Annotated in this window: 22 protein-coding genes and 8 pseudogenes; 9 read left to right on the forward strand and 21 right to left on the reverse strand. The window is 59.1% G+C overall.

Features of this window, described 5'->3' with window-relative positions:
• Nucleotides 1-19: 19 nt before the first annotated feature.
• The 4 genes and pseudogenes from REH59_RS12980 to REH59_RS12995 all read right to left on the reverse strand — a co-directional run.
• Nucleotides 20-88, reverse strand: a pseudogene (locus REH59_RS12980) (hypothetical protein); the annotation flags it as partial.
• Nucleotides 89-141: 53 nt separating this feature from the next.
• Complete coding sequence (locus REH59_RS12985; RefSeq protein ID WP_003253968.1) at nt 142-1,245, reverse strand: sigma-54 interaction domain-containing protein; 1,104 nt, start codon at nt 1,243-1,245, stop codon at nt 142-144.
• An 8-nt stretch (nt 1,246-1,253) separates the two neighbouring features.
• A complete protein-coding gene (locus REH59_RS12990) occupies nt 1,254-2,441 on the reverse strand; it encodes an acyl-CoA dehydrogenase family protein (protein WP_004576530.1) in 1,188 nt (395 codons plus the stop codon).
• A 46-nt stretch (nt 2,442-2,487) separates the two neighbouring features.
• Nucleotides 2,488-2,883 carry a hypothetical protein gene (locus REH59_RS12995; protein WP_135007197.1) on the reverse strand — a complete coding sequence of 132 codons (396 nt, stop codon included), beginning with the start codon at nt 2,881-2,883 and terminating at the stop codon, nt 2,488-2,490.
• Nucleotides 2,884-3,072: 189 nt separating this feature from the next.
• Here REH59_RS12995 and REH59_RS13000 point away from each other — a divergent pair.
• The 3 pseudogenes from REH59_RS13000 to REH59_RS13010 all read left to right on the forward strand — a co-directional run.
• Nucleotides 3,073-3,582: pseudogene (locus REH59_RS13000) on the forward strand (ATP-binding cassette domain-containing protein); the annotation flags it as partial.
• 245 nt (nt 3,583-3,827) lie between these two features.
• Nucleotides 3,828-4,943: pseudogene (locus REH59_RS13005) on the forward strand (beta-ketoacyl-[acyl-carrier-protein] synthase family protein); the annotation flags it as partial.
• Between the two features lies 1 nt (nt 4,944).
• A pseudogene (locus tag REH59_RS13010) lies at nt 4,945-5,253 on the forward strand (beta-ketoacyl synthase); the annotation flags it as partial.
• 129 nt (nt 5,254-5,382) lie between these two features.
• Here REH59_RS13010 and REH59_RS13015 read toward each other — a convergent pair.
• From REH59_RS13015 to REH59_RS13025, 3 genes and pseudogenes are all read right to left on the reverse strand, one after another.
• Nucleotides 5,383-5,766, reverse strand: coding sequence for a MerR family transcriptional regulator (locus REH59_RS13015; protein ID WP_014861573.1), 384 nt, complete (start codon nt 5,764-5,766; stop codon nt 5,383-5,385).
• A 166-nt stretch (nt 5,767-5,932) separates the two neighbouring features.
• Nucleotides 5,933-6,511, reverse strand: coding sequence for an NAD(P)H-dependent oxidoreductase (locus REH59_RS13020; protein WP_014861574.1), 579 nt, complete (start codon nt 6,509-6,511; stop codon nt 5,933-5,935).
• Nucleotides 6,512-6,565: 54 nt separating this feature from the next.
• Nucleotides 6,566-6,781, reverse strand: a pseudogene (locus REH59_RS13025) (LysR family transcriptional regulator); the annotation flags it as partial.
• A 495-nt stretch (nt 6,782-7,276) separates the two neighbouring features.
• Here REH59_RS13025 and dapB point away from each other — a divergent pair.
• Nucleotides 7,277-8,197: a 4-hydroxy-tetrahydrodipicolinate reductase gene (gene dapB / locus REH59_RS13030; RefSeq protein WP_014861575.1), complete on the forward strand. Its 921-nt coding sequence runs from the start codon at nt 7,277-7,279 to the stop codon at nt 8,195-8,197.
• Between the two features lie 18 nt (nt 8,198-8,215).
• On the opposite strand, the gene REH59_RS13035 is transcribed toward dapB, so the two are convergent.
• The 3 genes and pseudogenes from REH59_RS13035 to REH59_RS13045 form a co-directional block, all read right to left on the reverse strand.
• Nucleotides 8,216-8,896, reverse strand: coding sequence for a hypothetical protein (locus REH59_RS13035; RefSeq protein ID WP_014861576.1), 681 nt, complete (start codon nt 8,894-8,896; stop codon nt 8,216-8,218).
• 69 nt (nt 8,897-8,965) lie between these two features.
• Complete coding sequence (locus REH59_RS13040; RefSeq protein ID WP_219912739.1) at nt 8,966-9,736, reverse strand: NAD(P)H-dependent oxidoreductase; 771 nt, start codon at nt 9,734-9,736, stop codon at nt 8,966-8,968.
• A gap of 171 nt (nt 9,737-9,907) precedes the next feature.
• Nucleotides 9,908-10,240, reverse strand: a pseudogene (locus tag REH59_RS13045) (Arm DNA-binding domain-containing protein); the annotation flags it as partial.
• Nucleotides 10,241-10,705: 465 nt separating this feature from the next.
• On the opposite strand from REH59_RS13045, the gene REH59_RS13050 reads away from it, so the two are divergent.
• Nucleotides 10,706-12,142, forward strand: a complete 1,437-nt coding sequence (locus REH59_RS13050; protein WP_121784251.1) for an IS1182 family transposase — start codon at nt 10,706-10,708, stop codon at nt 12,140-12,142.
• Between the two features lie 386 nt (nt 12,143-12,528).
• Here the strand turns inward: REH59_RS13050 and REH59_RS13055 are convergent, their stop codons facing one another.
• The 9 genes and pseudogenes from REH59_RS13055 to REH59_RS13090 form a co-directional block, all read right to left on the reverse strand.
• Nucleotides 12,529-12,675 carry a hypothetical protein gene (locus REH59_RS13055; protein WP_014861580.1) on the reverse strand — a complete coding sequence of 49 codons (147 nt, stop codon included), beginning with the start codon at nt 12,673-12,675 and terminating at the stop codon, nt 12,529-12,531.
• A 35-nt stretch (nt 12,676-12,710) separates the two neighbouring features.
• Nucleotides 12,711-13,070 (reverse strand): ASCH domain-containing protein, encoded by a 360-nt coding sequence (locus tag REH59_RS13060; protein ID WP_080580377.1) that lies wholly within the window; start codon nt 13,068-13,070, stop codon nt 12,711-12,713.
• A gap of 33 nt (nt 13,071-13,103) precedes the next feature.
• On the reverse strand, nt 13,104-13,688 hold the full coding sequence (locus tag REH59_RS13065; RefSeq protein WP_128573844.1) for a nucleotidyltransferase family protein: 585 nt from the start codon (nt 13,686-13,688) through the stop codon (nt 13,104-13,106).
• Nucleotides 13,689-13,709: 21 nt separating this feature from the next.
• Entirely contained in the window at nt 13,710-15,245 is a 1,536-nt protein-coding gene (gene tnpC, locus REH59_RS13070) for an IS66 family transposase (RefSeq protein ID WP_014861581.1), read from the reverse strand.
• 63 nt (nt 15,246-15,308) lie between these two features.
• A complete protein-coding gene (tnpB, locus tag REH59_RS13075) occupies nt 15,309-15,644 on the reverse strand; it encodes an IS66 family insertion sequence element accessory protein TnpB (protein ID WP_014861582.1) in 336 nt (111 codons plus the stop codon).
• Complete coding sequence (gene tnpA, locus REH59_RS28765; RefSeq protein WP_209019160.1) at nt 15,641-15,961, reverse strand: IS66-like element accessory protein TnpA; 321 nt, start codon at nt 15,959-15,961, stop codon at nt 15,641-15,643. The genes tnpB and tnpA overlap by 4 nt, the downstream gene beginning before the upstream one ends.
• Before the next feature lie 151 nt (nt 15,962-16,112).
• Nucleotides 16,113-16,766, reverse strand: a pseudogene (locus REH59_RS13080) (TorF family putative porin); the annotation flags it as partial.
• Nucleotides 16,767-16,870: 104 nt separating this feature from the next.
• Nucleotides 16,871-18,457, reverse strand: a complete 1,587-nt coding sequence (locus REH59_RS13085; RefSeq protein WP_014861584.1) for a carboxylesterase/lipase family protein — start codon at nt 18,455-18,457, stop codon at nt 16,871-16,873.
• A gap of 63 nt (nt 18,458-18,520) precedes the next feature.
• Nucleotides 18,521-19,615 carry a polyamine ABC transporter substrate-binding protein gene (locus tag REH59_RS13090; protein ID WP_121783370.1) on the reverse strand — a complete coding sequence of 365 codons (1,095 nt, stop codon included), beginning with the start codon at nt 19,613-19,615 and terminating at the stop codon, nt 18,521-18,523.
• Between the two features lie 143 nt (nt 19,616-19,758).
• Here REH59_RS13090 and REH59_RS13095 point away from each other — a divergent pair, with 143 nt between their 5' ends.
• The gene (locus tag REH59_RS13095; RefSeq protein WP_014861586.1) at nt 19,759-20,391 is read left to right on the forward strand and encodes a TetR/AcrR family transcriptional regulator; all 633 of its coding nucleotides are present in this window, start codon (nt 19,759-19,761) and stop codon (nt 20,389-20,391) included.
• Nucleotides 20,392-20,580: 189 nt separating this feature from the next.
• Here the strand turns inward: REH59_RS13095 and REH59_RS13100 are convergent.
• Together REH59_RS13100 and REH59_RS13105 are read right to left on the reverse strand one after the other, a co-directional pair.
• Nucleotides 20,581-21,047 (reverse strand): annotated as a pseudogene (locus REH59_RS13100) (transposase); the annotation flags it as partial.
• A gap of 194 nt (nt 21,048-21,241) precedes the next feature.
• The gene (locus REH59_RS13105) at nt 21,242-21,835 is read right to left on the reverse strand and encodes a TetR/AcrR family transcriptional regulator (protein WP_014861588.1); all 594 of its coding nucleotides are present in this window, start codon (nt 21,833-21,835) and stop codon (nt 21,242-21,244) included.
• 84 nt (nt 21,836-21,919) lie between these two features.
• Here REH59_RS13105 and REH59_RS13110 point away from each other — a divergent pair, with 84 nt between their 5' ends.
• The 3 genes from REH59_RS13110 (at nt 21,920) to REH59_RS13120 (ending at nt 25,676) form a co-directional block, all read left to right on the forward strand.
• Complete coding sequence (locus REH59_RS13110) at nt 21,920-22,669, forward strand: SDR family NAD(P)-dependent oxidoreductase (RefSeq protein ID WP_014861589.1); 750 nt, start codon at nt 21,920-21,922, stop codon at nt 22,667-22,669.
• A complete protein-coding gene (locus REH59_RS13115) occupies nt 22,662-23,417 on the forward strand; it encodes an SDR family oxidoreductase (RefSeq protein WP_014861590.1) in 756 nt (251 codons plus the stop codon). Before REH59_RS13110 ends, REH59_RS13115 begins: the two co-directional genes overlap by 8 nt.
• A 183-nt stretch (nt 23,418-23,600) precedes the next feature.
• Complete coding sequence (locus REH59_RS13120) at nt 23,601-25,676, forward strand: hydantoinase/oxoprolinase family protein (protein WP_014861591.1); 2,076 nt, start codon at nt 23,601-23,603, stop codon at nt 25,674-25,676.
• Nucleotides 25,677-25,687 lie beyond the last annotated feature (11 nt).

Below are 25,687 nucleotides of genomic sequence, written 5' to 3' on the forward strand. Positions count from 1 at the left end.
CCAGGCCCACACCGGCTCAAAGGTTGGGGGCTGCTTCCAGTCTGTTGCGATTGCCGCCATTTGTCGCGGCCATGCGCTTCTGTCCTTCGCAACCCTCCTCGCGCAGTTGGCAAGGGGGGCGCAATCGTTCGTGGCGGCCTCTCAGATTGATAGTTGTATCGCCCGCTCAGGGCGCATCTGGGGCTCTGGCCGGCGCCGATTGACCACCAGTTCGCCGATGGCGATCAGTCGGGCGCGGGTGATGTTGCGGCTCAGACCCAGCAGGCTGGCCGTGTGCACCTGGTTGCAGTGGCAGAAACGATAGGCACTGCGTAGCAGGGTGTCCTCGACCTTCTCGTGCAGGCTGCCGGCCTGCTCCTCGAACAGGCGCTGAAAGGCACGCAGCAACTGCTCTTCGGCGCTTTCGGCGGTGCTCACCGGCGACTTGTCCTGGCGCTCGATACGCAGGTGCGACAGGCGCAGGTCGTCGTCCTGCACCAGGCCATTGCGGCACACCAGCAGGGTGTGGTGGATGACGTTTTCCAGCTCGCGGATGTTGCCGGGCCAGTCGTAGCTCACCAGCTTGCGTTCGGCCTCGGGGGACAGGCGCACTTCGCCGTAACCCAGGCGGTTGCAGTAGGTCTTGATGAAGTGTCGGGTCAGCGGCAGGATGTCGCCCGGGCGTTCTCGCAGCGGGTAGAGTTGCAGGCTGACCACGTTGAGGCGGTAGTACAGGTCTTCGCGGAAGTTGCCGGCAGCGATGGCCTTGTCCAGTTGCACGTTGGTGGCGGCGACCACGCGCACGTCGATGGGGATGCTCTTGCGCGAGCCCAGGCGCACCACTTCACGCTCTTGCAGCACGCGCAACAGCTTGACCTGGATGGCCATGGGCAGGTCGCCGATTTCGTCGAGGAACAGTGTGCCGCCGTTGCCCTCCTCGAACCAGCCGGCCTTGGCCGCCAGGGCGCCGGTGAAGGCGCCTTTCTCGTGGCCGAACAGCTCGGCTTCCACCAGCGACTCCGAAAAGGCGCCACAGTTCACCGCGACGAAGGGGCCGTTGCGCCGTCCGCTGAGGTTGTGTATGTGGCGTGCGACCAGCTCCTTGCCCGTGCCGGTCTCGCCGATGATCAGGACGCTGGCCTCGCTGGGGGCGACCTGTTGCAGGTGGGCGAGCAGCGCCTGCGATCTAGCGTCTTCGAAGACCTGTGCGGTCGCCCGGATCGAGGTGGCCAGTGACGGCGAAGGGGGGAGGGTCAGCAACTGCATGGCGATTCCTATGAGTAGAAAGATGGGGTGGGTCGCGTCTGGCTCAGTGCCCACTCACCCAGCTCGTGGAGTTTGTAGTCCAGCGGGTCGTGCAGGCTCTGGGTACGCAGGTTGCGCCAGTAGCGATCGAGGCGTAGCGAGGCGTGGGTCGCGCGTGCGCCAGTGACCTCGAACAGGCGGTTGCAGATGTCCAGGCCAGTGCGTGCCGCCGCCACCTTGGCCGTGGCGATGGCCAGCGCCAGTTGCGCACGCTCTTCGGCGCCGAGCGCGTGCTCCTTGTGCCAGGCCGCGTCGAGTTGCGTAGCGGCGCGCTCCACCAGCAGGCGCACGCCTTCCAGACCGACCCAGAACTCGCCGTAGTGGCGCAGGATGTAAGGGTCTTCGCTGACATGTCGGGCTTTGGAGCGGAACCACGGGCGGCCTTCCTTCAACGTGTAATGGCGAGCCTCTTCCAGAGCGCCTTCGGTGATACCAAGGAATACGTTGGCGAAATGCAACTGGGCGATCAGCGGGCGCAGGCTGGCGAAGGGTGTGCTCAGCGGGCCGGGGTCGAGAAGCATCTCGTTCTCTTCGACGCGCACGCGCTCGAAAGTAGCGCTGCCGCTGTCGGTCTGGCGCTGGCCCATGTTGTTCCAGTCATCATGCAGTGTGATACCGGTCCGGCCGCTGGGGATGGCAGCGATCAGCAGCTTGCCGCCAGCACTTTCATCGACCGCCGAGGCAATCAGCATTTCCGAGTCGCTGGCGCCTGAGCAGAAACTCTTCTTGCCGGAAAACTCGTACCAACCGTCGAAGCGTGTGAGTACGGTGCGGCTGTCCAGGGGGTTGAGCGCATTGCCCCAGAACCAGTTCTTGCGCGCGGTCTGCTCGAACCAGGGTTGCCACTGATCGCGGCGGGAGAACAGGCGTACGGTAGCCAGCATCAGGTGCTGAAAGCCGAAGACGTGGGCGATGGAACTGTCGACCCGGGCGAATTCGCGCACCACCTCCAGGGTTTCGCTCCAGCTAGCGCCGAGGCCGCCGAACTGGGTGGGTATGCTCAGCGCCAACAAGCCGCTCTGGCGGATAGCGTCGCGCTGGGCCTTGGGTGTGCCGCCGGCCTCGTCGCGCTCGACGGCGGTTTCGGCGAACGCCGTCGCTAGGCGACGTGCAGTCTGCAAGGGGCTGAGCACGGCAGGTCGTAGAGGGGTTGTCACTCGGCATTCCTCGCTGGCGGGTGGGGAGGGCGGATTGGGGGGCGTTTCATAGCGGCTCCTCAGGCAATTTGCTCAGCACATGCGCTTGGCGGTGGAAGAGGGCTGCGGTGCGTTCTGCGGCTAGCGGGATGCGGGCCTGCAGAGGCTGGAAGAAACTGAACAGCGGGTGCAGCTGCAACAGCACCTGGGATTGGCCGGAGGTAGGCAATGACGTTGGCATCAGAAACTTCAACCCTCCAGCACGGTTACCCCGATTCATCGCAGGCCTGATGAAAGTATAAAAGTCGATTAATATCTCTAAAAATAATAAAAAATAATATTTATATTCCCACATGGAATACTTAGTCATTGCAAATGCAATGGCAGCACAAGGCTGCCAAAGCTTTCGTTCAACTAAGACCGCAGGCGTGTTCCTCGCTGTTTCCCACACAACAGCAGCCATGCAACGTTGCTGCCTCTTCAACACCATGCCGGCATGACAAAAACCCTTCTCGCGCTTGAGTACGCGGGGTTTGGCCGATTGGCATGGCGTCTGCGTCGTTGCCCTGGAATCCACTGAACTCCAGGGGGCGACGTGATCGCTGATAAATATCCACTGATTGCCAACGACCCTTTGGAAACCCCTGCGCGGATCAGCGCAGACTCCCTTGGCTCTGCATCGATTCCTGCTGTCGCGCTGGAATTTCGCGCGGTCACCAAACGCTACGAGGGGAGCCGGTCAGGCTCCAGCAACGCGGTTGAGCAAGTGAACCTCGCGGTGCGGCGTGGCGAAGTGCTTTGCTTGATGGGTACATCCGGCAGCGGCAAGTCGACTTTGCTGCGCCACGTCAACCGGTTGATAGAACCGAGCAGCGGCGAGGTGCTCATCGACGGTGAGGCCCTGAGCGACTTGACGCAGCCTGCGCTGCGCCAACTGCGGTCGCAGCGCATCGGCATGGTGTTCCAGCATTTCGGTTTGCTGCCGCATCGAAGCGTGCTCGACAACGTGGCCTTGCCCCTGGGATTGCGCGGTGAGCCGGAGCGTACACGACGCGCAGCGGCACAACGGCAGTTGCAGGCGGTGGGGCTGAAAGCGTGGGGCGAGTGTTTTCCCCACGAGTTGTCTGGTGGCATGCAGCAACGTGTCGGGCTTGCGCGGGCAACCACCCACCGCTGGGTCATCTGGCTGTTGCCTATGGCCGGCTTTGCGGCGGGGCTGGTTTATCACCTGATCGGCAAGCCGGTGAACGCGGCAATAACCTACTGATCAACGAGATTCACGGCCCGACGAAAACCGTTCCGCTGCGCAGGGTACCTCTGGTGCTTGCGGGTACGGTGACACCCCATTTCTGGAACTCTCGTGCTGTTTCAAGCCATCGATTTTGTCATCTTACGATTCCTCTCCTTATCGATGAGCAACAATGGCAGGTCATCGCGGCGGCCTTTCCGGGCGACCTGCAGACCACCTCCCGCCAGGAATGGCTGGCGCATTACGTGGCCCGTCAGGCGCTGGCCCATGCCGGCTTGGCCGACGGCGCATTTGCCCGAGTCGCCAGCGGTATTTTCGTCGGGGCCAACAAACATTGCGTGAGCGGTGATTTGCGGGACGCCAGCCGTTACATGGACGATCAGGGGCGGGTCGATCTCGACCAGTTCCTGGATAACCACACCCTCAGCGGTGGGGCGTTTGTCCGGCGGGTTGATCAGCAAACCCGCCATCTCGCCGAATGGCTGGGCGTCCGTGACCATATCTCCACACATTCCGATGCCTGTGCCGCCGGCACCATGGCCATCGGCAGCGCCTATCGAGCGATCGCCCGTGGCGAGATCGACCTGGCGTTGTGTGGCGCGGTGGAGTTGATGGCCCATGAATTGTCCTACTACAGCTTTGATGGGCTGGGCGCACTCTGCCAGCGCGTGGACTTTTCCCCACAAGAACAGAGCCGGCCGTTCATGCCGGACCGCTGCGGCTTTGTGCTGAGTGAAGGGGCGGCGCTGTTGGTGCTGGAATCCCGCGAGCATGCCGAGCGTCGTCAGGCCTGTTCGCTGGGCCGGGTGCTGGGTTACGCGAATCTGTGCGAGGCAGAGAAAATTACCTCCAGCAGCCGCGACGGCAGCAAGTATGCCGCCTGCATGACGGCCGCCCTGGCCGATGCCGAACTGACCAGTGCGGCTGTGGACCATGTGAATGTTCACGGTACGTCGACACAGGCCAATGACCGTTGCGAGGCCCTGGGCCTGGCGCAGGTCTTCGGCGAAACCCTGGAGCAGATGACGTTCACCGCCAACAAGTCTGCCGTAGGGCATTCGTTGGCCGGCAGTGGTGCCATTGAGGCGGTGCTGTCGTTGATGAGCATTCAGTTGGGCGTGGCCTTGCCGACCCTCAATTTTCAGCCGGAAAAATCCGAATTTCCGGCGTTGAAATTCCTTTGCGAACCGTTGCAGCAACCGATCAATGTCGTGCTCTCCAACTCCTTCGGGTTTGGTGGCGTGAACAGTTCGTTGGTGCTGGGCAGGGCATGACATGACCAGATCCAATTCAACCGCTGTTTATATCACTGCGGCGTCGGTACTCAACGCCGCCGGTACTGAATGTGCGCCTCGTGACAGTCAACCTCAGGCCGCGCAACCGCTGGATTTCGACCCGGCACGTCTGGCCCATTGTGTGGCAGCGCCCGCCTTGCCGGCGGGTGTGTACGACCGCAGACTGTCCCGCAGCCTCGAGCCTCAGGGCGCGCGCCTGCTGTATTGCGCCGGCCGTCTCGCCGAGACCTTGCGTGGGCTGGAACTGCCCGACGAGCGGATCGCATTGACCGCTGCCTTTGCCTCGATTGTGCCGCAGCCAGCCGTGCAAGAGGGCGAGCAGCCGGGGGGTGGGGCTGTGCCAGGCTAAATCGCCGGGGCGCCTGCGTGCTGAAAACGGCACGGGGCGCCATGGCCGGTCAGGGGCGGCGGAGCGGATTCAGCGGGCCTTTTCCAGGTGTTCGAACTGGCATTGCATCTGAGCATATTTGAGGCTCAGCTCAAACTCAACCAAGCCGTCATGCACTTGCTGCAAGGCCTGGATCTGCCCCATCAATTCCTGCTTTTTGTTATCGATGGCCTGCATGGCCAGATCCCAGGGCAGCTCCTGGCCGCGATGATCCTGCAGAATGGCCTGCATTTCCTTGAGCTTGAAGCCGAGTTGCTGAGCGCATTTGATGAAGGTCAGCAGCTCTACGCTTTGCTGGCTGTAGATGCGGTACTTGCCTTCGCGTTGCGGGGGTGGCAACAGGCCGATTTCTTCGTAATGTCGAATGCTTTTGACGGTGGTGCCCGACAGCTGGGCAGCTTTGCCGATGTACATGAAAATCCCTTTTTATGACGCATCAGAAGCAAAAAGATGTCGCGTGCTCGTACAGGCGCGCGACATCTTTGCACAAGCGTCAGGGTGTGGGAAGCCAAGTTGGACAAGGTGTCACAGCAGGGAGGCCCGGCTGGGCGGCGCAGGGGCACGGCCCGACCGGGGCCGATCAGCGGCTGGCGACTGCCTGGACTTGTTTGAGCCAGGCTTCACGCTGTTCCGGCTTGGAGCCCAATACCGGACCGAAGGTCAGGGTTTTCAGGGGTTTTATGCCGCAGAACTCCAGGGTGGTCTTGCGCATCTGGTGCAGGCCCGGCATGCGATACACCCACCGGTAGTACCACGGCGGCGTGTCCATGGTCACCAAAAGGTGAGCCGTGCGGCCCTTGAGCAGCTTATCCGGGAAGGGCGAGCCCTTGCGGTACTTGAAGGCAAAACCGGGCAGAAACACGCGGTCGAAGAACCCCTTGAGCAACGCCGGAATGCCGCCCCACCAGATCGGGTACACCAATGTCAGGTGTTCGGCCCAGGTAATGTCGTTCTGTGCGTTGATCAAGTCGGGCTCAAGCAACTGGATCTGGTTATAGCCATCGTGCAAGACCGGATCGAAATCCAGGGTGTCCAGGCGCAGCAGGCGCACCTCATGGCCTGCTTGCGTGGCAGCCTCGACATAACGTTCGGACACAGCGCCGCAAAAGGTGTCGTTCGAAGGGTGGCCGAGGATTACGAGCATGCGTTTGCGCTTCATGACAAACTCCAGGTAATGAAGTGCCAAGGGTAAAGTCTGCCCCTTACGGTAGAGTCAAGCCTTGCCGGTTAGCGGTAGAGACAAACAGTCCAGCAGCGCTCGGGTGGAGCCCGGTAAACCGTCGAATGAGCGGGCGCAGAAACGCAATGTGCGTTGAGCCCGCACTCGCACCTGCAAGCGCCAACCGGCTTGAAGGGCTTGCGCCTCCAGATAGACGGCGAGGGCACTGTTGGCGTTGAGGGCGACATAAGCGTGGCTGAGGGGTCGCGATCGCGCTGGGGGCATGCCGACCTACAGCCAAAGCGTCTATGAAGCCTTACCGGCGCGAGATGAGCCGGCCGCACAGGTTCCGTTGAGGGTGTGCGTTTAGAGGTCTCGTACCTCATACCGGTCGTGCAGACCGTTTTTTTGGGGTTCTTCACGGATTGCCGGGAAAGTCATTCAAGGCCAGATTTGAGACCAGAATGGGATAGACCCCAGTTCGGTTTTTCGATGGAGCGGGATCGTGGACAGATGAGCATTTGGCTTCTGGCAGGTTCAGGAGGTCACCATGGCTCTTTCGGAAACAGCGATGGGCTTACTCGAACCGCTGTCTATACAGAGGGTCGAGTGCGTGCGGCTGTTGCTGGATCAGGTGGGCCCGGCTCAATGGCATTCATAGCGTGAAAGTGCCTGCCAGGCGTTTGCGCACAACCCTCTACGTTGTCACCGTTCGATCTTGCCGCGTGAACAGTGTTTTCAAAGTTATAGCCGGCACTGGCAACCGTGGAACAGATTCTCGATACCAACGTGGTCGGCAGCTTTCAATTCGCGGTTGCCATAAGCATGACGGCGGCCGCTTTTTTTAAAGGAGACGTTTTGATACCTATGGATAGACCAATAAGACTGGTGGTATTGGGCGCGTCGGGGCGCATGGGTCAGAGACTGGTGCGAAGCTTGCTTCATGCCCAGGGTGCGTGCCTGCATGCTGCGGTGGTACGGCCCGGTTCCAGCTTGGTTGGCAAGGACTGCGCTGAAGTGGTGGGGAGTGACCCGACTGGGGTGCATTTCACTGACGATATGTTGCGATCGCTCGACGGGGCTGATGGCGTGCTTGATTTCACCCAGCCCGAAGTCACGTTGCAATGCTTGGAGTACACCTCGGCCCGAGGGTTGGTTCACATTATTGGTACGACTGGTTTCAACCCCGAGCAGGAAGCGGCGATTGCTGGCAGCCAAGGGGCGCGCATTGTCAAGTCTGGCAACATGAGCGTAGGGGTGCAGTTGCTCAGTGTCCTCGCTGAAATTGCCGGTCGAGTGCTACCTGCGGAGGATTGGGATGCTGAGGTGCTGGAAATGCATCACCGTCATAAGGTAGATGCACCGTCCGGCACGGCGTTGATGATGGGGGAAGCGGTCGCCAAGGGCCGGCAGGTGGACCTAGGCAGCCAGGCGGTGCGCGTGCGGGATGGGCTGACCGGCCCGCGTGAAGTGGGCACCATTGGTTTCGCCACCCTTCGGGGGGGCTCAGTGGTGGGGGATCACTCACTCATCTTTGCGGGCGAAGGAGAAGTATTTACCCTTAGCCACCAGGCACTAGATCGGCAGGTATTCACCCGAGGGGCGCTGCGGGCGGCACGCTGGGCTTGGCATCAGCCTGCCGGGGTATATTCCATGCAGGCGGTGCTTGGCTTGGCAGTGAGTTGAGCGTGCGTGCGATGCGGGCTAGTGGTGCTCTAGTCGCAAGGATTGGTCCAGCGCTTGCAAGAGTGTCTGGTCGATCTCGTCCAGATCCTTGCAGATGAACCGCACACCCGATGCCTGCATCTGCTGTTTCTGGTACAGGGTTGCGGGTTTGCCGATAAAGCCACAACCGAGCGTTTTGCTCACTTGGGCGACCCGGTTCAGGTCATCGATGAACACCAGCTCGCCGGCACTGGTAGCTGTTTGACGGTGGATTTCAGCCATGCCCGGGCGTGCGTGGCCCATGTCGATGTAAGGCAGGTCGGCATCGAAGTACTCACTTACCGGCGCCAGGTAGCGGTCGAAGATCGCTGCCTTGGTGCTTCCCCCATATGCGGTGATACGAGCGCCTGTTTCTTTGAGCCGGGCGAGCAAGGCAACGGCTCCCGGTGCCAGCTGTACAGGGTGGCGTGCGGCGTACTGGGCTTGTTCTGCGAGGAAGGCATCTATGGTTTCCATGGCTGTCCAGGGCAGGTTGCAGGCCAGCGCCATGATGTGCCCCCCGGCCATATGCGGCGAGCCTAGTATCTGGCGTTCTAGATCGGCCGTGTAGTGGCCGCCATGGCGTTCGACGAAGGTACGAATTGGAGTGCTATAGACATCGCTCAGCAATACACCATTGGTGTCTATCGCGAAATGGCGAATTTTTTCGAGCTTGTTCATTCTGGATTCCATCTCAAATGGGCGCATAGCCGACGAGAAGCAGCGCGGGCTGCTTCTCAACGCGGGGGATTAGGTGTTTTGCGTCGCGGCTTGGCGAAGGCGGAACGTGCTGGGGTCATAGTCGTGGAGGCTGGCGAAAGGCAGCGCTTCGGCTGTGAACAAATGGTCCAGGCGATCACGGTAGGCTTGTAGGTAGTCCGCACGAACCTCGGCGGAGACACTTGCTGGTTGCCAGCAGATGAAGGGTTCGAGCACATCGAAGCCGGTCAGACGCAGTACACCGTGCTGAATGGGAAACAGCAGCGTATTGATGTTGCCGTTGATGCCGTCATGGCCGTACATCGAGGCGCCACCCCCGGTGGTAAGCGAAACCATGGCTTTCTTGCCGGCGAACTTGCCGTTGTCATACCAGGCCCCGGCGCCATAGACCGCACCGTAAGCCAGCACGCGATCTACCCAGCCCTTCAGAATCGCAGGCATCGAGAACCACCAAAGTGGGAACTGCAGAATCAGCGCGTCGCAAGCAAAGAGCTTGTCGATCTCTGCTTGAATGTCCGGGGCAAAGCCTGAGTTTTCGGTAGCGTGCGCCTCCTCGACCTGTTGCTTGAAATAGTCAGGGTCGGCACAGGTTGTGAAGTTGCCACGCCCGGACAGTGCCTGCCAGTTCATCGCGTAGAGGTCTGAAACCGTGACTTCATGACCTTGCTGAGTGAGGTGACTGCGGGCTTGGGCTGTGAGTGCAGCGTTGAAGCTCTTGGCTTCAGGGTGGGCATGGACGATGTGTACTTTCATGTGTGTTCCCGGGAGTCGTTCGCTGATGGAAGTAAACGAACGGTGCATACTCAGCCCATCTCATGCAGGGCAGGCTCACGCCGTTCGCCCGCAAACTCTGGCCAAACGGGGGCATTTCGGCTAGCTGCGAACTATCTCAGGTAGGGGGGCGCCCAGCGGTGCGTCAGTGGGTTTCTGCGCCGGATCGTGCACCCCATGCAGGGTGATGACTTCGCCAGCTTCGTTGCGCCATTGAGCCTCGATCTTGGCTTTTTTGGCTTTGAGTGGGTCGATGTGATTGGTCACGCTATTGCGCGCTGTCCGTGCGAGCTCACGGGCTTCTTTCAAGCCTACATCCGGATACCTGCCAATCACGAACACGTTTTCCTTGCCGCGAAGACGGTACTTCAGTCGCCAGTGCCGGGAGGGTGATTTGCCAGGCTTGAGCGAGGCACGTACCTGTAGATACAGACCCGGCACGTCGCCATCGGCGTACTTACCTGATGGGGTCAGCGAACGTATGAAGGCATCGCTGAGCTTTGAGCGGAATGGAGGTGGTTTTTCGGGGGACATGGTGTGGGGGTAGCTTTTTTGATCTGGGCTCGATGTACCCCCAAGATACCCCCAGTCAAGCTGGAATTTAGTGGATTCCTACGGACGCAATGGACGGAAAGTCTTTATAACGCTATGTATTTAAAGGTTTTGTGGCGCTTAGTGGAACTCAGTCAAGACTGTCAGGTCGTCGAAGAACATTTGGAAGGGCCTCTAGCGCGGCATTTCTGGCGTGCAAAAGCAGAAATGTCCCCCAAAAAATGCCCTCGATACCCCCAGCAGGATGCGCGATCGCGAATGGCGATTTCTGATAGCTGTCGGGGTGGCGCACTCTGGACTGTATCTCCATGGCCGGATCGACGTAAGCAGGGCGGGGCTGCATCTACATGGGTCGTATGTCACGAATGGCAGCTTTCGACCCAGGCTGTGTGAAAACGCCTGCGATTGTCTAACCTTCTGATCGTCGAGATCGTGGCGGGGACGATCATGAAGCGATTCATAGAAGGTGAGTCTCGGACGCAAGTCACGTTGCTGCCGGAGTGCCTGGACGACTACATCACCGAAGAAAACCCAGTTCGGGTAGTCGATGTTTTTGTCGATGAACTTGACCTTGGAACACTCGGTTTCGAGGGTGTCGATCCTGCGGCAACGGGTCGTCCGGCGTACCATCCAGCAGTGCTGCTGAAAATCTACATCTACGGCTATCTCAACCGGGTTCAGTCCAGCCGCCGGCTTGAGCGCGAGGCAGAGCGCAATGTCGAGCTGATGTGGTTAACGGGCCGGTTGGCTCCTGACTTCAAAACGATTGCCGACTTTCGCCGAGACAACGGTAAAGCCATTCGCAGCGTCTGCCGGCAATTCCTAGTGCTTTGCCGCAACCTCAATCTCTTCACCCAGTCGATCATCGCCATTGACGGCAGCAAATTCAAAGCCGTGAATAACCGCGACCGCAACTTCACCCAGGGCAAGATCAAGGCGCGCATGCAGCAGATCGAGCAGAGCATTGACCGCTATCTTGCGGCGATGGATTCGGCGGATCGGGCAGCGCCCGAGGTCGCCGAGGCCAAGGCTGAACGGCTGAGCGAAAAAATAGAAAAGCTGAAACAGCAGATGACGAAGCTCAAGGAGATTGAAGCGCAGCTTCACGCCAGCCCAGATCAGCAAATCTCTCTTACCGATCCTGATGCGCGCTCAATGGCCACGAGTGGCCGAGGTACTGGCACGGTTGGTTACAACGTACAAACAGCAGTCGATGACAAGCACCATCTGATCATTGCCCATGAAGTCACCAATGTTGGCAATGACCGAACGCAGCTAAGCAATATGGCGAACCTGGCACGCGAAGAGATCGGCGCTGAGTCGCTGACAGTGGTTGCCGACCGAGGCTATTACAAAGGTCCGGAAATCCTTGCTTGCGAGCAGGCCGGGATCACCACTTTTGTCCCGAAGCCGCTGACATCAAGCAGCAAAGCGGAAGGCCGATTCGGTAAGCAGGACTTCATCTACATTGCTGCATCGGATGAATACCGATGCCCTGCGGGTCGGCTACTGATCCGCAGGCACTCTTCGATGGAGGACGGCATGTTGCTGCACTCCTACTGGTTCTCAGGCTGCCAAAGTTGCTCCATGCAGAAGCAGTGTACGACGGGTAAGGAACGCCGGTTGAAGCGCTGGGAGCATGAAACGGTAGTCGAAGCCGTGCAGATCCGATTGGAGCATGACCCAGGAAAGATGAAGGTTCGCCGGCAGACGGTGGAGCATCCCTTCGGAACGCTCAAATACTGGATGGGAAGCACTTACTTCCTGACCAAAACCCTACCGAGGGTAAGCACCGAGATGAGCTTTCACGTGCTTGCCTACAATCTCAAACGAATGATGAGCATCCTTGGCATGGCTGGACTGATTGAAGCGATCAGGACTTGAGTCCAACCGTTTCTTTGCGTCCGTATACGGCTATCTGGGCCGCTGCCGCGGCCCAGATAGCCCATGTCGCGCCTGGCGTCCGACTGAGGTAGATCTGCACTTACATCTGTTGAATTTACAGGCTGCCCCAGCTTCTTTCGCTACTCGAGGTACTTACTTGCGTTTTCACACAGCCTGGACCCGAAGCCGCCGTTGGGGATCGGCAGAAACCGGCCAGAAGCGGCCATTCGCTCGGTCAGTGACTTTTAAAAAAGTGCGGTTACCCGCCCAAACACCAATGAAATACCTCTGGAGCAACTATCAGCCTGCCCAGGCATTCAGCCGACCTAAAGGCCGAGTGTTGGCCGGGTTGTTGTCGATATCAGGGCCTGTAATAGGCTCAGGCCTCAAAACGACTTGCTGACCCCTGCAATCACGGTTGGTGCGCAGACATCGTCGAAGCCGTTGTAGCTGTAGCACTCGGAGTCAGACAAATCGCTATCTGCATACGACAGTGACCAGTCGGCAGTGAACAGGGTCTTGCTGAGGGTCACTTGTAAGCGTCTGCCCAACACATCTTGCTCAATGTTCAGGGTTCTTCTGTATGCAGGAAATCTACCTCGTAGATACCCCGCGCCGCGCGGATGGTAACAGGGGATATTGGTCTTATGTCACTCAACTCCCATGCGAGCCAGCCGTCTTCAAAATAACTTGCGCAGGCTGCTTCCATGTCAGCCAGGATGAACGGACGCACGGCTTTTACGCGCACAATCGCGACCGCAATACCGTCATCATCTTCCTCCCCGTCGGCATGAAGAAAACGCCCATTTTCGACAATCAGAAGATCCTCGGTAGGTTGTAAGTCTGGATGCCAACGACGGACTTCGAGTGTTTTCTGGCCAGAAGCGATTCGACTGCCACTGGGCCGTACAATTGATAAAGCCTTGATGGTTCTCTCCTAAAAGATATGCGTCCGGCTAAGTTACTTTGTCGGAGGGATGGGAGGTACCGCTACGAGCGCAAGCTTGAGCTGCGGCCAGATTTTCACCCAATTTTTGGAATTGAGGCGGCTTTGATAGATCGCAGTTTTCTCCGTGGCGAACCTCCCCGCTGGCCTGATAATCAAGTCAAAAAGATCATCAAGCCCCAAGGGCGCCGCGACCTCGCATGAGCCTTTCTCTCGCAGTGCTACGGCTACCGCCGTTGCGGTTTCTGGCCAGTAGCGCATTGCGTCGGTCGCTGAGAGATATGGCTTATCGCCGTTCTGAGCATGCATTCTCGCTTGATTTTTCACAGACCATAATACGTTCGGCTCTAGACCTCTGAGAACTGCTTCCAGGGCTTCATCTTGCTCTGGTGTGCAGCGTTGTGCATCAAACCAGATGACATCAACGTCTGTTGAAATCGGGGATGAATCGCGCCCGTGCAGATAATCCCAAACCGCGTTTCGTACAAAGCCTGCTCCGATCCAGCAGTCTGGCAATCCCAAGGAGCGCACTATTTCGAGTAACCGCCACCGAATGGGGTCATCTGAGATAATCGTTTGGATTTTCGAACTATTGTCCATTCAGAAATCACCTTGTTGCAGCTAGGCCGATACCCACTGATGCGGAAGTAGCTGCCCGATCTCACTGGCCCGTTGCGTCGGCAACCGCGTCAGCACATCTTTAAGGTAGGCATACGGATCATGCCCATTCATGCGCGCTGACTGGATCAGGCTCATGATTGCAGCCGCCCGCTTGCCACTGCGCAGTGACCCGGCAAACAGCCAGTTCGAGCGTCCGAGTGCCCACGGCCGTATCTGGTTCTCGACCTGGTTGTTGTCGATGGGCACAGCCCCATCGTCCAGGTAGCGCGTCAGCGCTACCCAGCGTTTCAGGCTGTAATCGAGGGCTTTAGCTGTGGCTGATCCGTTGGGCACCAGGTCGCGCTGGGCCAACATCCAGTCATGCAGTGTTTTGCTGATCGGTACCGCCAGTTCCTGACGTATTCGCCAGCGATCTTCATCACTCATGTCCCGCGCCTGGCGTTCGATCTCGTACAAGCCGCTGATCGAGTGCAGCGCTTGTTCGGCTAACTGGCTTTTGTTCGCAACATGCAGATCGAAAAACTTGCGACGGGCGTGGGCCATGCAGCCGATTTCAGTGATGCCTTGCTCAAAACCAGCTTTGTAGCCAGCGAAGTCATCGCAGACCAACTTGCCGTTCCAGTCGCCCAGGAAGTTGCGCGCATGTTCGCCTGCACGACTGGGGCTGAAATCGTAAACCACAGCTTTGAGTGCCGAAAACGGCGTAGTGCTGTAGGCCCAGACGTAAGCCCGGTGGGTTTTCTTCTCGCCCGGCGCAAGCATTTGCACCGGTGTTTCGTCAGCGTGAATCACACCCTGTTTCAGGACAGCTTCACGCAGCGCATCGACCAGCGGCTGGAGTCGCACGCCGGTCTGTCCAACCCACTGGGCCAAAGTCGAGCGAGCAATCGCCAGCCCGGCGCGGCCAAAGATTTTCTCCTGCCGGTAGAGCGGCAAGTGATCGGAAAACTTGGCCACCATCACATGGGCCAACAGGCCTGCGGTTGGAATACCTTTGTCGATGACCTGCGCGGGCACCGGCGCCTGAATCAGAGTTTCGCACTGACGGCAGGCCCATTTGCCACGCACATGTTGCTCGACGGCAAACACGCCCGGCGTGTAATCCAGCTTCTCGCTGACGTCTTCCCCAATACGCTGAAGTTGGCAGCCACAGGCGCACAGAGTGTTTTCTGGCTCGTGGCGAATCACGGTACGCGGAAATTGCGGCGGCAATAGTGCACGTTTGGGTGATTGCCGTGGCTCGGCCTGTGACGAAGCGGGAAGAAGCTGTTTTAGTTCTGCCTCGATAGCTTCAAGGTCTGTATCGAGCAGGTCATCCAGCAAGCTGCCTTGTGCCGGGCTGATTTGCTCGCTGCGCTTGGCAAACTTGTGGCGTTTGAGCAGGGCGATTTCGAACTTGAACTGTTCGATGAGGATTTCATCGTTCTGGATCTTCCTGCTCATCGCCTCGACCTGAGACTGCAACTGCAACGCCTGTGCCGCCAAGGCACGAAGCTGTTCCGGGGTCATCTGATCGAGATTGGGCGAGAAAGTCATGCTGCCGATTGTGCCAGAGCAGGCGCAGGACGACGACAAGCAGACCAGTCAAATGGCCGGCGATTACAGCATGCTGATCACACCACCTGCGCCGACTCGTTGCCACGGCAGGCCCAGTACCAACGCCTGGAGTTGTTCACTGTCGAGTTCGACCTCGCAACCATGGCGAATGCTGGGCCAGTGAAACTTGCCTTGATTCAGTCGACGCGCGGCAAGCCAGACGCCGACGCCATCGTGCACCAGCACTTTCATCCGGTTAGCCCGGCGATTGGCGAACAGATAAGCGCAGTGCGGCTTCGCCGCACCGAACACCGCAATCACCCGGGCCAATGCCGTTTCGGTGCCGGCGCGCATGTCCATCGGCTCGGTGGCCAGCCAGATCGCATCGATGCGGATCATCGAGCGACAGCCCGGATAAATTGCGCGCAGCCCTCGGGATCTGAGGTTGGCCATTTGACGGTCATCACTTGCCCGGCCATGGGCAACTCGATGATCGCTGACGCTTCGGCTGGCCGTTTAGGTGCGGCTTTTAACGGGACGAAGGCTGGCAGCGAGGTTGTTGCAGGCTGGTCTCGATAGAGCGGCATCCATTTGCGGATGACATTGGCGTTGATGCCGTGGCCGATGGCGACACTGGATACGGTCGCCCCAGGTTGCAGGCATTCCTGAACGACCTGGGCTTTGAAGGGTTTCGGATAAGAGCTTCGTTGGCGCATGGAAATCCTGGCGATAAGGGTGATTGCGTCCGCTTAAAAATACGCGGACACCATCGCCCTTAAAGCTGGAGTTCGGAAGGTGAATTCGCCGGACGCTTACGGTCACTTGCCACTCGTTGTAGCTGGATCGAGCCTTCTCGTCGCGGCTGAAGAAGGTGTCGTCCTTGAAGTCCACCTTGCCATAGCGAAGATCCAAGCCCACCTCCATTGGGAGCGTGGTCTCATAGCCCACGAAGCTGTAGAAGTAGCTCTGATCGCCATACAGGTCGTTGGAGTAGTAGCCGCCGACATAGGCGCCGTAGGCGGTCAGCTTGGCGTAGGTTTCACTGTTGTTCAGTGCCCCTTCTTTGGGGTACTCGTACTGGTAGTACGTCAGATCCAGGCTGATGTCATCGGTGGCCTGCCAGAAGTAGCCGACGTAGTAATCAATCTCCTGTCGGGTCTTGCTGTCATAGCCGTAGTCCACGTTTGAACTCCAGATGCCTGCGTACAGCCCACTGGAGTGGGACAACCTGGCGGAGCCCTGGATGGCCGGGTCGCCCTGAGTTTGAGACATGCCTCGCGAGTGGTAGTCGCTGTAGGCACCAACAGTTAGATCGAGACTGAAATCGTCGTTTAGCGTGATGGCCTGGCACACCATCCAAGGGGCGAGTGTCGCACCCATAAGGGCCATTTGCAGCGCACGTTTCATCATTAACTCCTCGTTTCTTTCTTGTGTTTTGGAGTGGTAGAAGCTCAACTGATCTCGCCTGCGCAAACTGATAGCTCCGACGAAATTCAGGGCGAGAGAAACCAGGGCAGGCATGAGTACCTGCCTGCTCTTGTTGGGCTTTTCCTTGATGACTGTGGGGCTGGATCAGGTGTTGCCTCAGCTCGACATCGTTCCGCGTGGGCCCTATATCCTGTTGCTCATGGCCTGGGGTAGATGTTCTGGAACCACCATTCTCGGCGTTTGCCGTATGGGTCTGATTTGATGCTGGGGTCGGCATCCAGAGCGAGCAGCGGACGATTTTCCGTGTCGTAATCAGCCCAGGCGGGATAATCCGGTTGACTGGTCTCTGCGTAGTTGAAGATCAAGCCCTGCATCAGCCTTACCAGGGACTCACGCTCCTTGCTGTCGGTACTGTTGGCGGGCAACCCAGCAAGGCGCTTACCTACATAGGTGTCCAGCTTGTCGAAGAAGTACACCTGATCCGCAGCGTGCTGAGCGCGGCGACGCGGGTCGGTTTCACGATCAAATCGATAGACCTTTACCCGATTGTTTCGAGCCAGCCCCTCGGCAGCCCATAGCGAAGGCATTACAAAAGCGCTGTCACCGAGCAGATGCATTGCCCGCTGTCCGTCGTTTTCATCGGGGAATGTCTCGCAGTACAGGTTTTTAACCGACTCCGCCAACCTTGCCGGAATGCCAATGTTCTCGATGACGGAGTCCATTCCCAGCTGGTCAATTTGCTCATCCCAGTTCAACCACAATCCCATCTCGTAGTTGGTGAATCCGATGATGATGTCTATGCCTGTAGCCTCCCCTTTGGCAGCAAAAGCGATAGGGTCTACGAGAGAACTCTTGGCATGGGATTTTGGCCAGAACAGCGAATCCATATGGAAAAGCATGTCCCTGCTTTCGCTGAGCTGGTGAACCTTCATCATCAGGTCGGCGGTTGTCATCTCATTTAGCTGCTGGAAGCTGTCGATACCGCAGTCAGCAAAAAACTCACGAGCCACATCGCCTGCTGACGCATCGGATAGCCCATAAGTTAGATCGCCACTCAGGCCGGGCAGCCCTGCGTAACCGCTCATCATCACTACGCGCCTGACCAGGCCGTTCAGATGCCCGCCTGCCAGATGCCAGCTGATATCGATGCTGCCGGCAGACTCTCCCATGAGCGTGATGTTCTCTGGGTCACCACCGAACTGTGCGATGTTACTGCACACCCAACGTACGGCTTGGAGTTGATCAAGCAGTCCGTGAGAGTGCGAGCCAGAGTATTCCGTGCCTCCCAAAACGCTGACATCAAGGAAGCCGAACACTCCAAGGCGATAGTTGATAGAGACAAAGACCAAGTCGCCGTTCTTTGCCAACTGATCACCGTGGTAACCCTCCAGCCGACTGCTCTCTAACCAGTTCGCGCCTCCGTGAATCCAGATGACTACAGGCTTCTTGTGTGGCGCAACAGCTGGAGTCCACACGTTAAGAGTCAGGCAGTCTTCTGACCCGACCCAGGGTTGTCCTTCAACCTGAGGCTCATCAGTGAACTCTGAAAACTCGCCCTCAGTAGAGTCGAACAACTGCGCAGAGGCAGAGCCAAACCGGCTAGCGTCACGAACGCCGCTCCAACCTTCGTACGGCTGTGGTGGCCGGAAGCGCAGAGCACCCACCGGGGCTTTAGCGTAGGGAATACCGAAGAAAGTGTGCAGGCCAGCGGCGATATCGAAAGTACCGCGGATAGCGCCTTGCTCAGTCTGAACAACCGCAGATTGAGTGGATTTAGAACACATTGCGAAATCCTTGAGCGATGGGGCCTGATGCAGCCCCAATAACAAATAGAAGGGGTTTGGTGATCACATGGAGTTCTTGAATCGGTTCCACGCTCGGCTCATGTCACGTAGCTGCCTGGGGCTTGGATCGGTTTGCCAGAACATCTTCTTGCGGACATCCTCAGGCGGGAAAATTGCTGGGTTTTTGGTGACCTCTTCAGGAAGCAAGGCAAGGCTGGCTGGCACAGCATTGGCATAGCCAACGGTTGCCGTGAAATCCGCGCTAACCTTTGGCTCCAGGGTTTCGTTTAGGAAGCGATATGCCGCATCCAAGTTAGGAGCGCCTTGGGGGATGACAAGGAATCCAAACCAGGCTAGAGCGCCTTCACGCGGTGCAACGTATTGGATCTTGTCGGTGATGCCTGCTTCTTGAGCCCGTGCTCGTGCGATCTCCACATCGCCTGACCAGCCCAGCACGAGGCAGACGTTGCCGTTGGCTAAGTCGTTAATGTAGGTGCCCGATGCGATATAACGCAGATTGGGAAGGACTGCTTTTAGAAGCTCGTTGGCCTTCTCCAAGTTCTGCGGTGTCGGCTGCTGCGGATCAAGCCCAAGGTAGTTCAGGACGATGGGATACACGTCCTCTGGGCTGTCGAGCATTGCGACACCGCAAGATTTAAATCGACTAACGATCTCCGGCTTGAACAGCAGATCGAGCGAGTCGAATGGCGCATCGGGCATTTTTGCCTCAAGCAGGCTCCGATTCATTCCTATGCCGGTGGTGCCCCAGTCGTAGATGAGTGCATGGCGATTGTCAGGGTCTTTGCTCTCTACGAACTTCATCAGCTCCGGATCAAGATTCTTCCAGTTGGGAATCTTGCTGCGATCCAGCTCAGTCAATGCGCCAGCCTTGATCAGTTGACTCAGCGAGGTATTCGAGGGTGCTGCGACGTCGTATCCACTGTTACCTGTGAGCAGCTTCACTTGAAGCGTCGCCTCACTGTCGAAGGTGTCGTACAGCACCTGGATGCCGGTCCTGTCCTGAAAGTCTTTGATGGTGTGTTCACCGATCAGATCCGACCAGTTGTAGACCCGAACTTGCTGGGGAGCCGCGATTGCCGCGCCGATGGACGCTGCGACTGACGCGGTGAATCCGATAACCAAACCGAGCCTGCTCATGGCGCTGATGCCCTCGTTTTTTTCTTGTGGGGAAAAAGCTATTCAATGTCATTTATGTAGTCAACTACATTTTAACTGCCGACTACACAGAATGGCTGTCAGCCGCTAGAATGCCTCGTTGTGCCACCACCTATGGAATGAATATGCCCGTTAGCCAGCCACAGCAGACGCCATCGCTTCGCGAACGGAAGAAGGAGAAGTTTCGCCAGAACCTCGTGAATACCGCGACCAAGCTGTTCCGCGAAGGCACGGTCAGTAGTACGCGCATGGAGGACATTGCGGCGCAGGCTGAGGCTGCGGTGACGACGGTTTACAACTATTTCCCGAACAAGCATTCGCTGCTGATAGCAATCATTGAGAACCAAGTGTTATTGGCGCAGGAACGGGTGCATGAGGTGCTCAGAGATCTGCCGACAGACCCTCAGCAGGGCATCCTCGCGATGATTGCCGCAGACTACGGGGACATCGATACCGTCGAGGACAAACGCTTCTGGCGCGAGCTTTTAGCGGTGATGGTGCTGGCGGTGGATGAGCAGCCTGACATTGAGCAGGCCCGGCGTCGTTTCCGTACGTCATTGAAGCGGGCCATTGAGGTGTATGCAGGAAATGGCACGCTGCAAGGTAGTCATGACCCAGATGCCCTAGTCGACATCATCTATGCGATTTACGCATTCCACTTTCGCAACCTGGTGTGCTCGCAGGGCTCCCTCACAGCGGGCGTACTACAGCTCGTTCAGCGCGACATCAGCTTGTTGTTTGTCGATACGCTGAAATGACGTCGCTTTACTGCACTATAATATTGGCCTGCTTCTGGCCGAGTAGTTGCTATCCCTGAGAGGCAGCTTTTGGCCGGTTTCTGCCAGTTCCCACCGGCAGCTTTGGGTCGTTCTCTACCGGTCATAGCCATGCAGTGGTTGGTCAAATCCGATGCAAATACTTGGTCAAGTAGAATGCAACCAAGTGGTCAAGTAAGTGCGCTGCGAGGCCACCGCCTGGAACTTGCTGCCATCGATGGCCGCCAACTGGCCACTGATCACCCCACCTGGCGGCAGAACTGCACGAAGGCCCGGCAGGTCGCCTGGAAGGCCGCGCCATTGTCCTTGCGGAAGTCGGCGATAGTCTTGAAGTCCGGTGCCAGGCGACCGAGCGGCCACATCACCTCGACATTGCGCTGGCACTCGGCCTCCAGCCGGCGCGAGGAGCGGATGCGCTGGAAGTAGCCATACAGGTAAAGCTTGAGCAGGTCCGCCGGATCGTAGGCTGGCCGCCCCGTCCTCTGCGGCTGGGCTTTGCTGAAGCCCAAGACCTGTGGATCCAGTCGGGCCACGTAGGCCTCAATCACCCGCACCAGATGGTCTTCCGGAACCAGTTCGTCCAGCGTCGGTGGAAACAGGCTGCTCTGCTGGCGCCCCTCTCCCTGAATGTAGCCCATAAACGACAATGCCCATATTGATCGATACGGGCATTGTCTTCAGCTCGGCCCTGGACTGCCAGGTTTTCACACAGCCGACGTGGGCCATGGCATCGCGCATGAAATGCACACCGCAGCGCTGCCAGGTGGTGCACGCTGGACATCAGTGAACCTCCCTGGCAGGGTCGCCGGCCCTGATGCCCCGCATTTTGCTTTCATTCCATTTTGCCGGTGCGCACGATACCTTGCACATACGCCACGATCTGTTCGTTGGCGACCTCGACATTGCCCCAGTGTGCCCGTCCGCACAGCAGGCTCAGCACTGCTTGCGCGATGGCGTGCGCCCGTGATCCGGACGCGGGTCCACACAAGTTGCAGTCGGCGATGATGATTTCGGCCAGCAACGCACTATAGACCGCCTTGAGCTGCTCGACCTGCAGCGCCTGGTCGTCGGTCAGGTTCATCGCCTCGCGGGTCAGCAGTACCAGGCGGTCGGGGTGGGCCTGGCTGAAGGCGATAAATGCCTGCACGAAACAACGCAGGCGCTCGTCGGTGGAGCGGCTAGCCTTGAGCGATTTGCGGGTTTCATACAGCAGGTCGGTCAGGCTTGACTCGATTAGTTCGAACAGCAGCCCCTGCTTGCTTTCGATATGGTGGTACAGCGAGCCTGGATGCAGGCCTAGATGGCTAGCCAGGTCACGCAGGCCGATGGCTTGGTAGCCACGCCGGGCGAATAGGTTGCTGGCGGTCTCCAGCAAGCGGTCTCGGGCATCGGGGGAGGGAACAGGCAGGCGGTTGGCGGCGGGCATAATGGGACCTGTCAGTGATTTGATGTTTGACCAAATGTAAGACAACAGGCATCTTACGTAAAGACTCAATCACGGAGGTGTGTTGTGGAAAATCAGACAGTGGTGATCGTAGGTGGCGCGTCGGGTCTGGGGCTGGAAACAGCTCGCCTGATGGTCAAGCGTGGGGCTGGCAAGATTGGCCTGATCGACCGTAACGAGCAATTGTTGGTACAAGCTGCCGAAGTGCTGCGCACACAAGGTGCAGAGGTGGCCATCGCGGTCGGCGACATCGCTCGCAAAGATACCGCCCATGCCGCCTTTGGCGAAATCGTCAGCGCACTGGGTCGGGTTCACTGCCTGGTCAACAGCGCGGCCATCTACCCGCGCCAGGACATCTTCGAGATCAGCGACGAAGAGTGGGACCTGGAAAACGCCGTCAACATCAAAGGTACCTATCACATGATGGTGGCGGCAGTGCGACACATGCAGCAGTTTGTCGCGGCGCCTGCGGTGACCGGTCGCATCGTCAACGTCACCTCCGTGGACGCTTTCAAAGCCCACCCGCAGAATGCCCACTACGCTGCCACCAAAGCTGCGGTTGTCAGCCTGACCAAATCCTTCGCCCAGGCCTGCGCCAAGGACCAGATCCTGGTCAACTCGGTAGCGCCTGCCGGCTTTGCCACCGAGCGCGCCAAGCAACTGGGCTTCCTTGGCGAACTGGCGGCAGCCAACCCGCTGGGCCGCGCCGCAGAACCTGCCGAAATCGCCGAGTGGATCGTGATGATGGGCAGCAGCCGCAACAGCTATGCCACGGGTGAAAACGTCATTGTCAGCGGAGGCTACATCTATGCCTGAAGTCGCATTTCCCGAGGGCTACCAGCGCGCGCTGGTGACCGGGGCCACCAGCGGTATCGGCAAGGCCATCGTGCTGGCGCTGCGCGATGCTGGCCTTGAAGTGATTGCCGTTGGTCGCAGCGCCGAGGCGTTGGCGGAGCTGGCACGCGAGCCAGGGGTGAGCACCTTGCAGGCCGACGTGCGCGACTACCGCGGGTTGAGCCGGGCGCTGGAGGGCCGCTCGGTGGATGTACTGGTCAATAACGCCGGCATTCTGTCCACCCGCGCGGCGTTCCAGGAAATCGACGAGGCCGAAATCGACAACATGCTCGATATCAACCTCAAGGCGCCGCTGCACCTGGCGCGCCAGGTATTGCCGGGCATGGTCGGGCGGGGCAGGGGGCACCTGTTCTTCATCGGCTCCAGCGCCGGCCGCGCCCCGCACCCGGGTGCTGCGGTGTACGGTGCGTCCAAGGCTGGCGTCAGCCTGTTTTGCGATGCCTTGCGCTGCGACCTGCTGGGCAGCGGCGTGCGCGTGACCGAGATCGCCCCGGGCCGGGTGCAGACCCAGCTGTACAAAACGGCCATGGGCATGCAGGCGGCGGGCAACGAGCTGTACGAAGGCTATGAATCGATCCAGCCTGAAGACATCGCCGAGCTGCTGCTTGCCGCGCTGAGAATGCCGCGCCAGGTGGATGTGTCGCGCCTTGAAGTGTTCCCTACCGCCCAGGCAGTGGGTGGCGGGCGGATGGTCAAGACCAGCGCCTGAGCCGCTGGCCCTGTCGCCGGCGCCTACAGAAAACCCCTGTAGGTGCCGGCTTGCCGGCGATAGTGCCACAACACTGAAAACAGACGAATCACTGCTTGACCACATGTAAGACAACATATAACTTACATGAAGACCGCTTAAGCGGATCGATACAACTACAAAGCAACAGCAGGGGATATGACGATGACTGCGACATCATGCCGGGTCGGCGTGGACATAGGCGGGACCTTCACCGATATCGCGCTGGACGTGGACGGCGTGCTGCATTCGACCAAGATCCTGACCGACTACGAGCTGCCCGAGCGGGCCATCCTCACCGGCGTGCGCCAGGTGGTGGAGCAGGCCGGCCTTGCACTTTCGGATATTGACCAGTTGATCCACGGCACCACCCTGGCTACCAATGCCCTGATTGAGCGCCGCGGTGCGCGCACGGCCTTCATCACCACCGAGGGTTTCCGTGACACCCTCGAAATGCGCACCGAAAACCGCTTCGAGCAGTACGACATCAACATCGTCCTGCCGCCACCGCTGATCGACCGTGAACACCGCTACACCCTGCGCGAGCGCCTGGGCGTCAAAGGCCAGGTGCTGATCGCCCCGGTACAGGCAGAGATCGACGCGCTGGTCGAGCGCATCGCCGAAGGCAACTACGACAGCGTCGCCATTGGCTTCATCCACAGCTATGTCAACGGCGCCCACGAGCGCCAACTGCGCGATGCCCTGCAGTCGCGCCTGCCGCAGCTGTCGATCTCGATTTCCAGCGAAGTCTCGCCGCAGATGCGCGAGTTCGAACGCTTCAACACCGTTTGCGCCAACGCCTACGTAAAACCACTGATCAAGTCCTACCTGGACCGCCTGGTGGTCACCCTCAAGCAGGAAGGCGCCGACTGCCCGGTGTTCATGATTCACTCAGGTGGCGGCATCATTTCGGTGCAGAGCGCTGCCGAGTTTCCGGTGCGCCTGGTTGAATCGGGCCCGGCCGGCGGTGCGATCTTTGCCGCCGACATCGCCCGCCGTTATGCGCTTGAGAATGTGCTGTCGTTTGACATGGGCGGCACCACGGCCAAGATTTGCCTGATCGAAGACCAGGTGCCGAAAACCGCCAAAACCTTCGAAGTGGCGCGTACCTACCGCTTCAAGAAGGGCAGCGGCATGCCGATTTCCATTCCGGTGGTGGAAATGGTTGAAATTGGCGCCGGCGGCGGTTCCATCGCCAGCATCGACAGCATGCGCCAGATCCGCGTCGGCCCGCACAGCGCCGCTTCCGAGCCGGGCCCGGCGTGCTACGGCCGTGGCGGCCTGGAGCCGACCATCACCGACGCCAACCTGCTGCTTGGCCGCCTGGACGCCGACAACTTCGCCGGTGGCGCCTTGCGCTTGTCTACCTTGGCTGCCGGTAACGCCATGGCGCGGGTGATTGGTCAGCCCTTGGGGATGAAGCCCGAAACCGCCGCCTTCGGCGTCTGCGAAGTGGTCGACGAGAACATGGCAAACGCCGGCCGCGTGCACGCAGTGGAAAGCGGCAAAGACATCGCCGACTACACCATGATCACCTTCGGCGGCGGCGGCCCGCTACATGCCGCGCGCCTGTGCGAAAAAATGGGCGTTGCCCGTTTCATCGTTCCGGCCGGTGCCGGCGTGGGCTCGGCCATCGGCTTCCTGCGCGCACCCTTTGGCTACGAAGCGGTACGCAGTTCGTTTGTGCGCCTGTCCGAATTCGATGTAGTCGCCATCAATGGCCTGATCGCGGAAATGAAAACCGAATCGCTGGGCTTCCTGCGCCAGGGCATGCCCGAGGGTGAGCCGGAAATGGAATGCACGGCGTTCATGCGTTATGTCGGCCAGGGATGGGAAATCCCCGTGGCGCTGCCGTTCAAGGCGTTCAGCGCTGCCGATACCGTGCAGTTCAAGACGCTGTTCGAAGAAGCCTACACGCGCTTCTTCGGTCGCCCGATCGACGGCCCGGACATCGAGATCGTCAGCTGGTCGGTACGCGCCAGCTCGCCGCTGCCGCCCGTGGAGCGCATCGAGACCGTGGGCGCCTCCTACCGTGCCCAGGAAGTCGATCGCCGTCAGGTGTTCGATGTGGCCGCCGGTGGCTTCGTCGAAGCTGGCATCCATCCGCGCGAAGAGCTGCAGGTCGGTGCCCGGGTCGACGGCCCGGCAATCATCGTCGAGCGCGAGACCTCGACCTTCGTCACCTCCAACTTCACCGCCACGGTCCAGCCAGACGGCTGCCTGCTGGTTGTGCGCCGCTAACGCCTGAATTC

Origin of the sequence: Pseudomonas sp. BO3-4, assembly GCF_034044115.1 — a bacterium.
Taxonomy (GTDB): domain Bacteria; phylum Pseudomonadota; class Gammaproteobacteria; order Pseudomonadales; family Pseudomonadaceae; genus Aquipseudomonas; species Aquipseudomonas alloputida.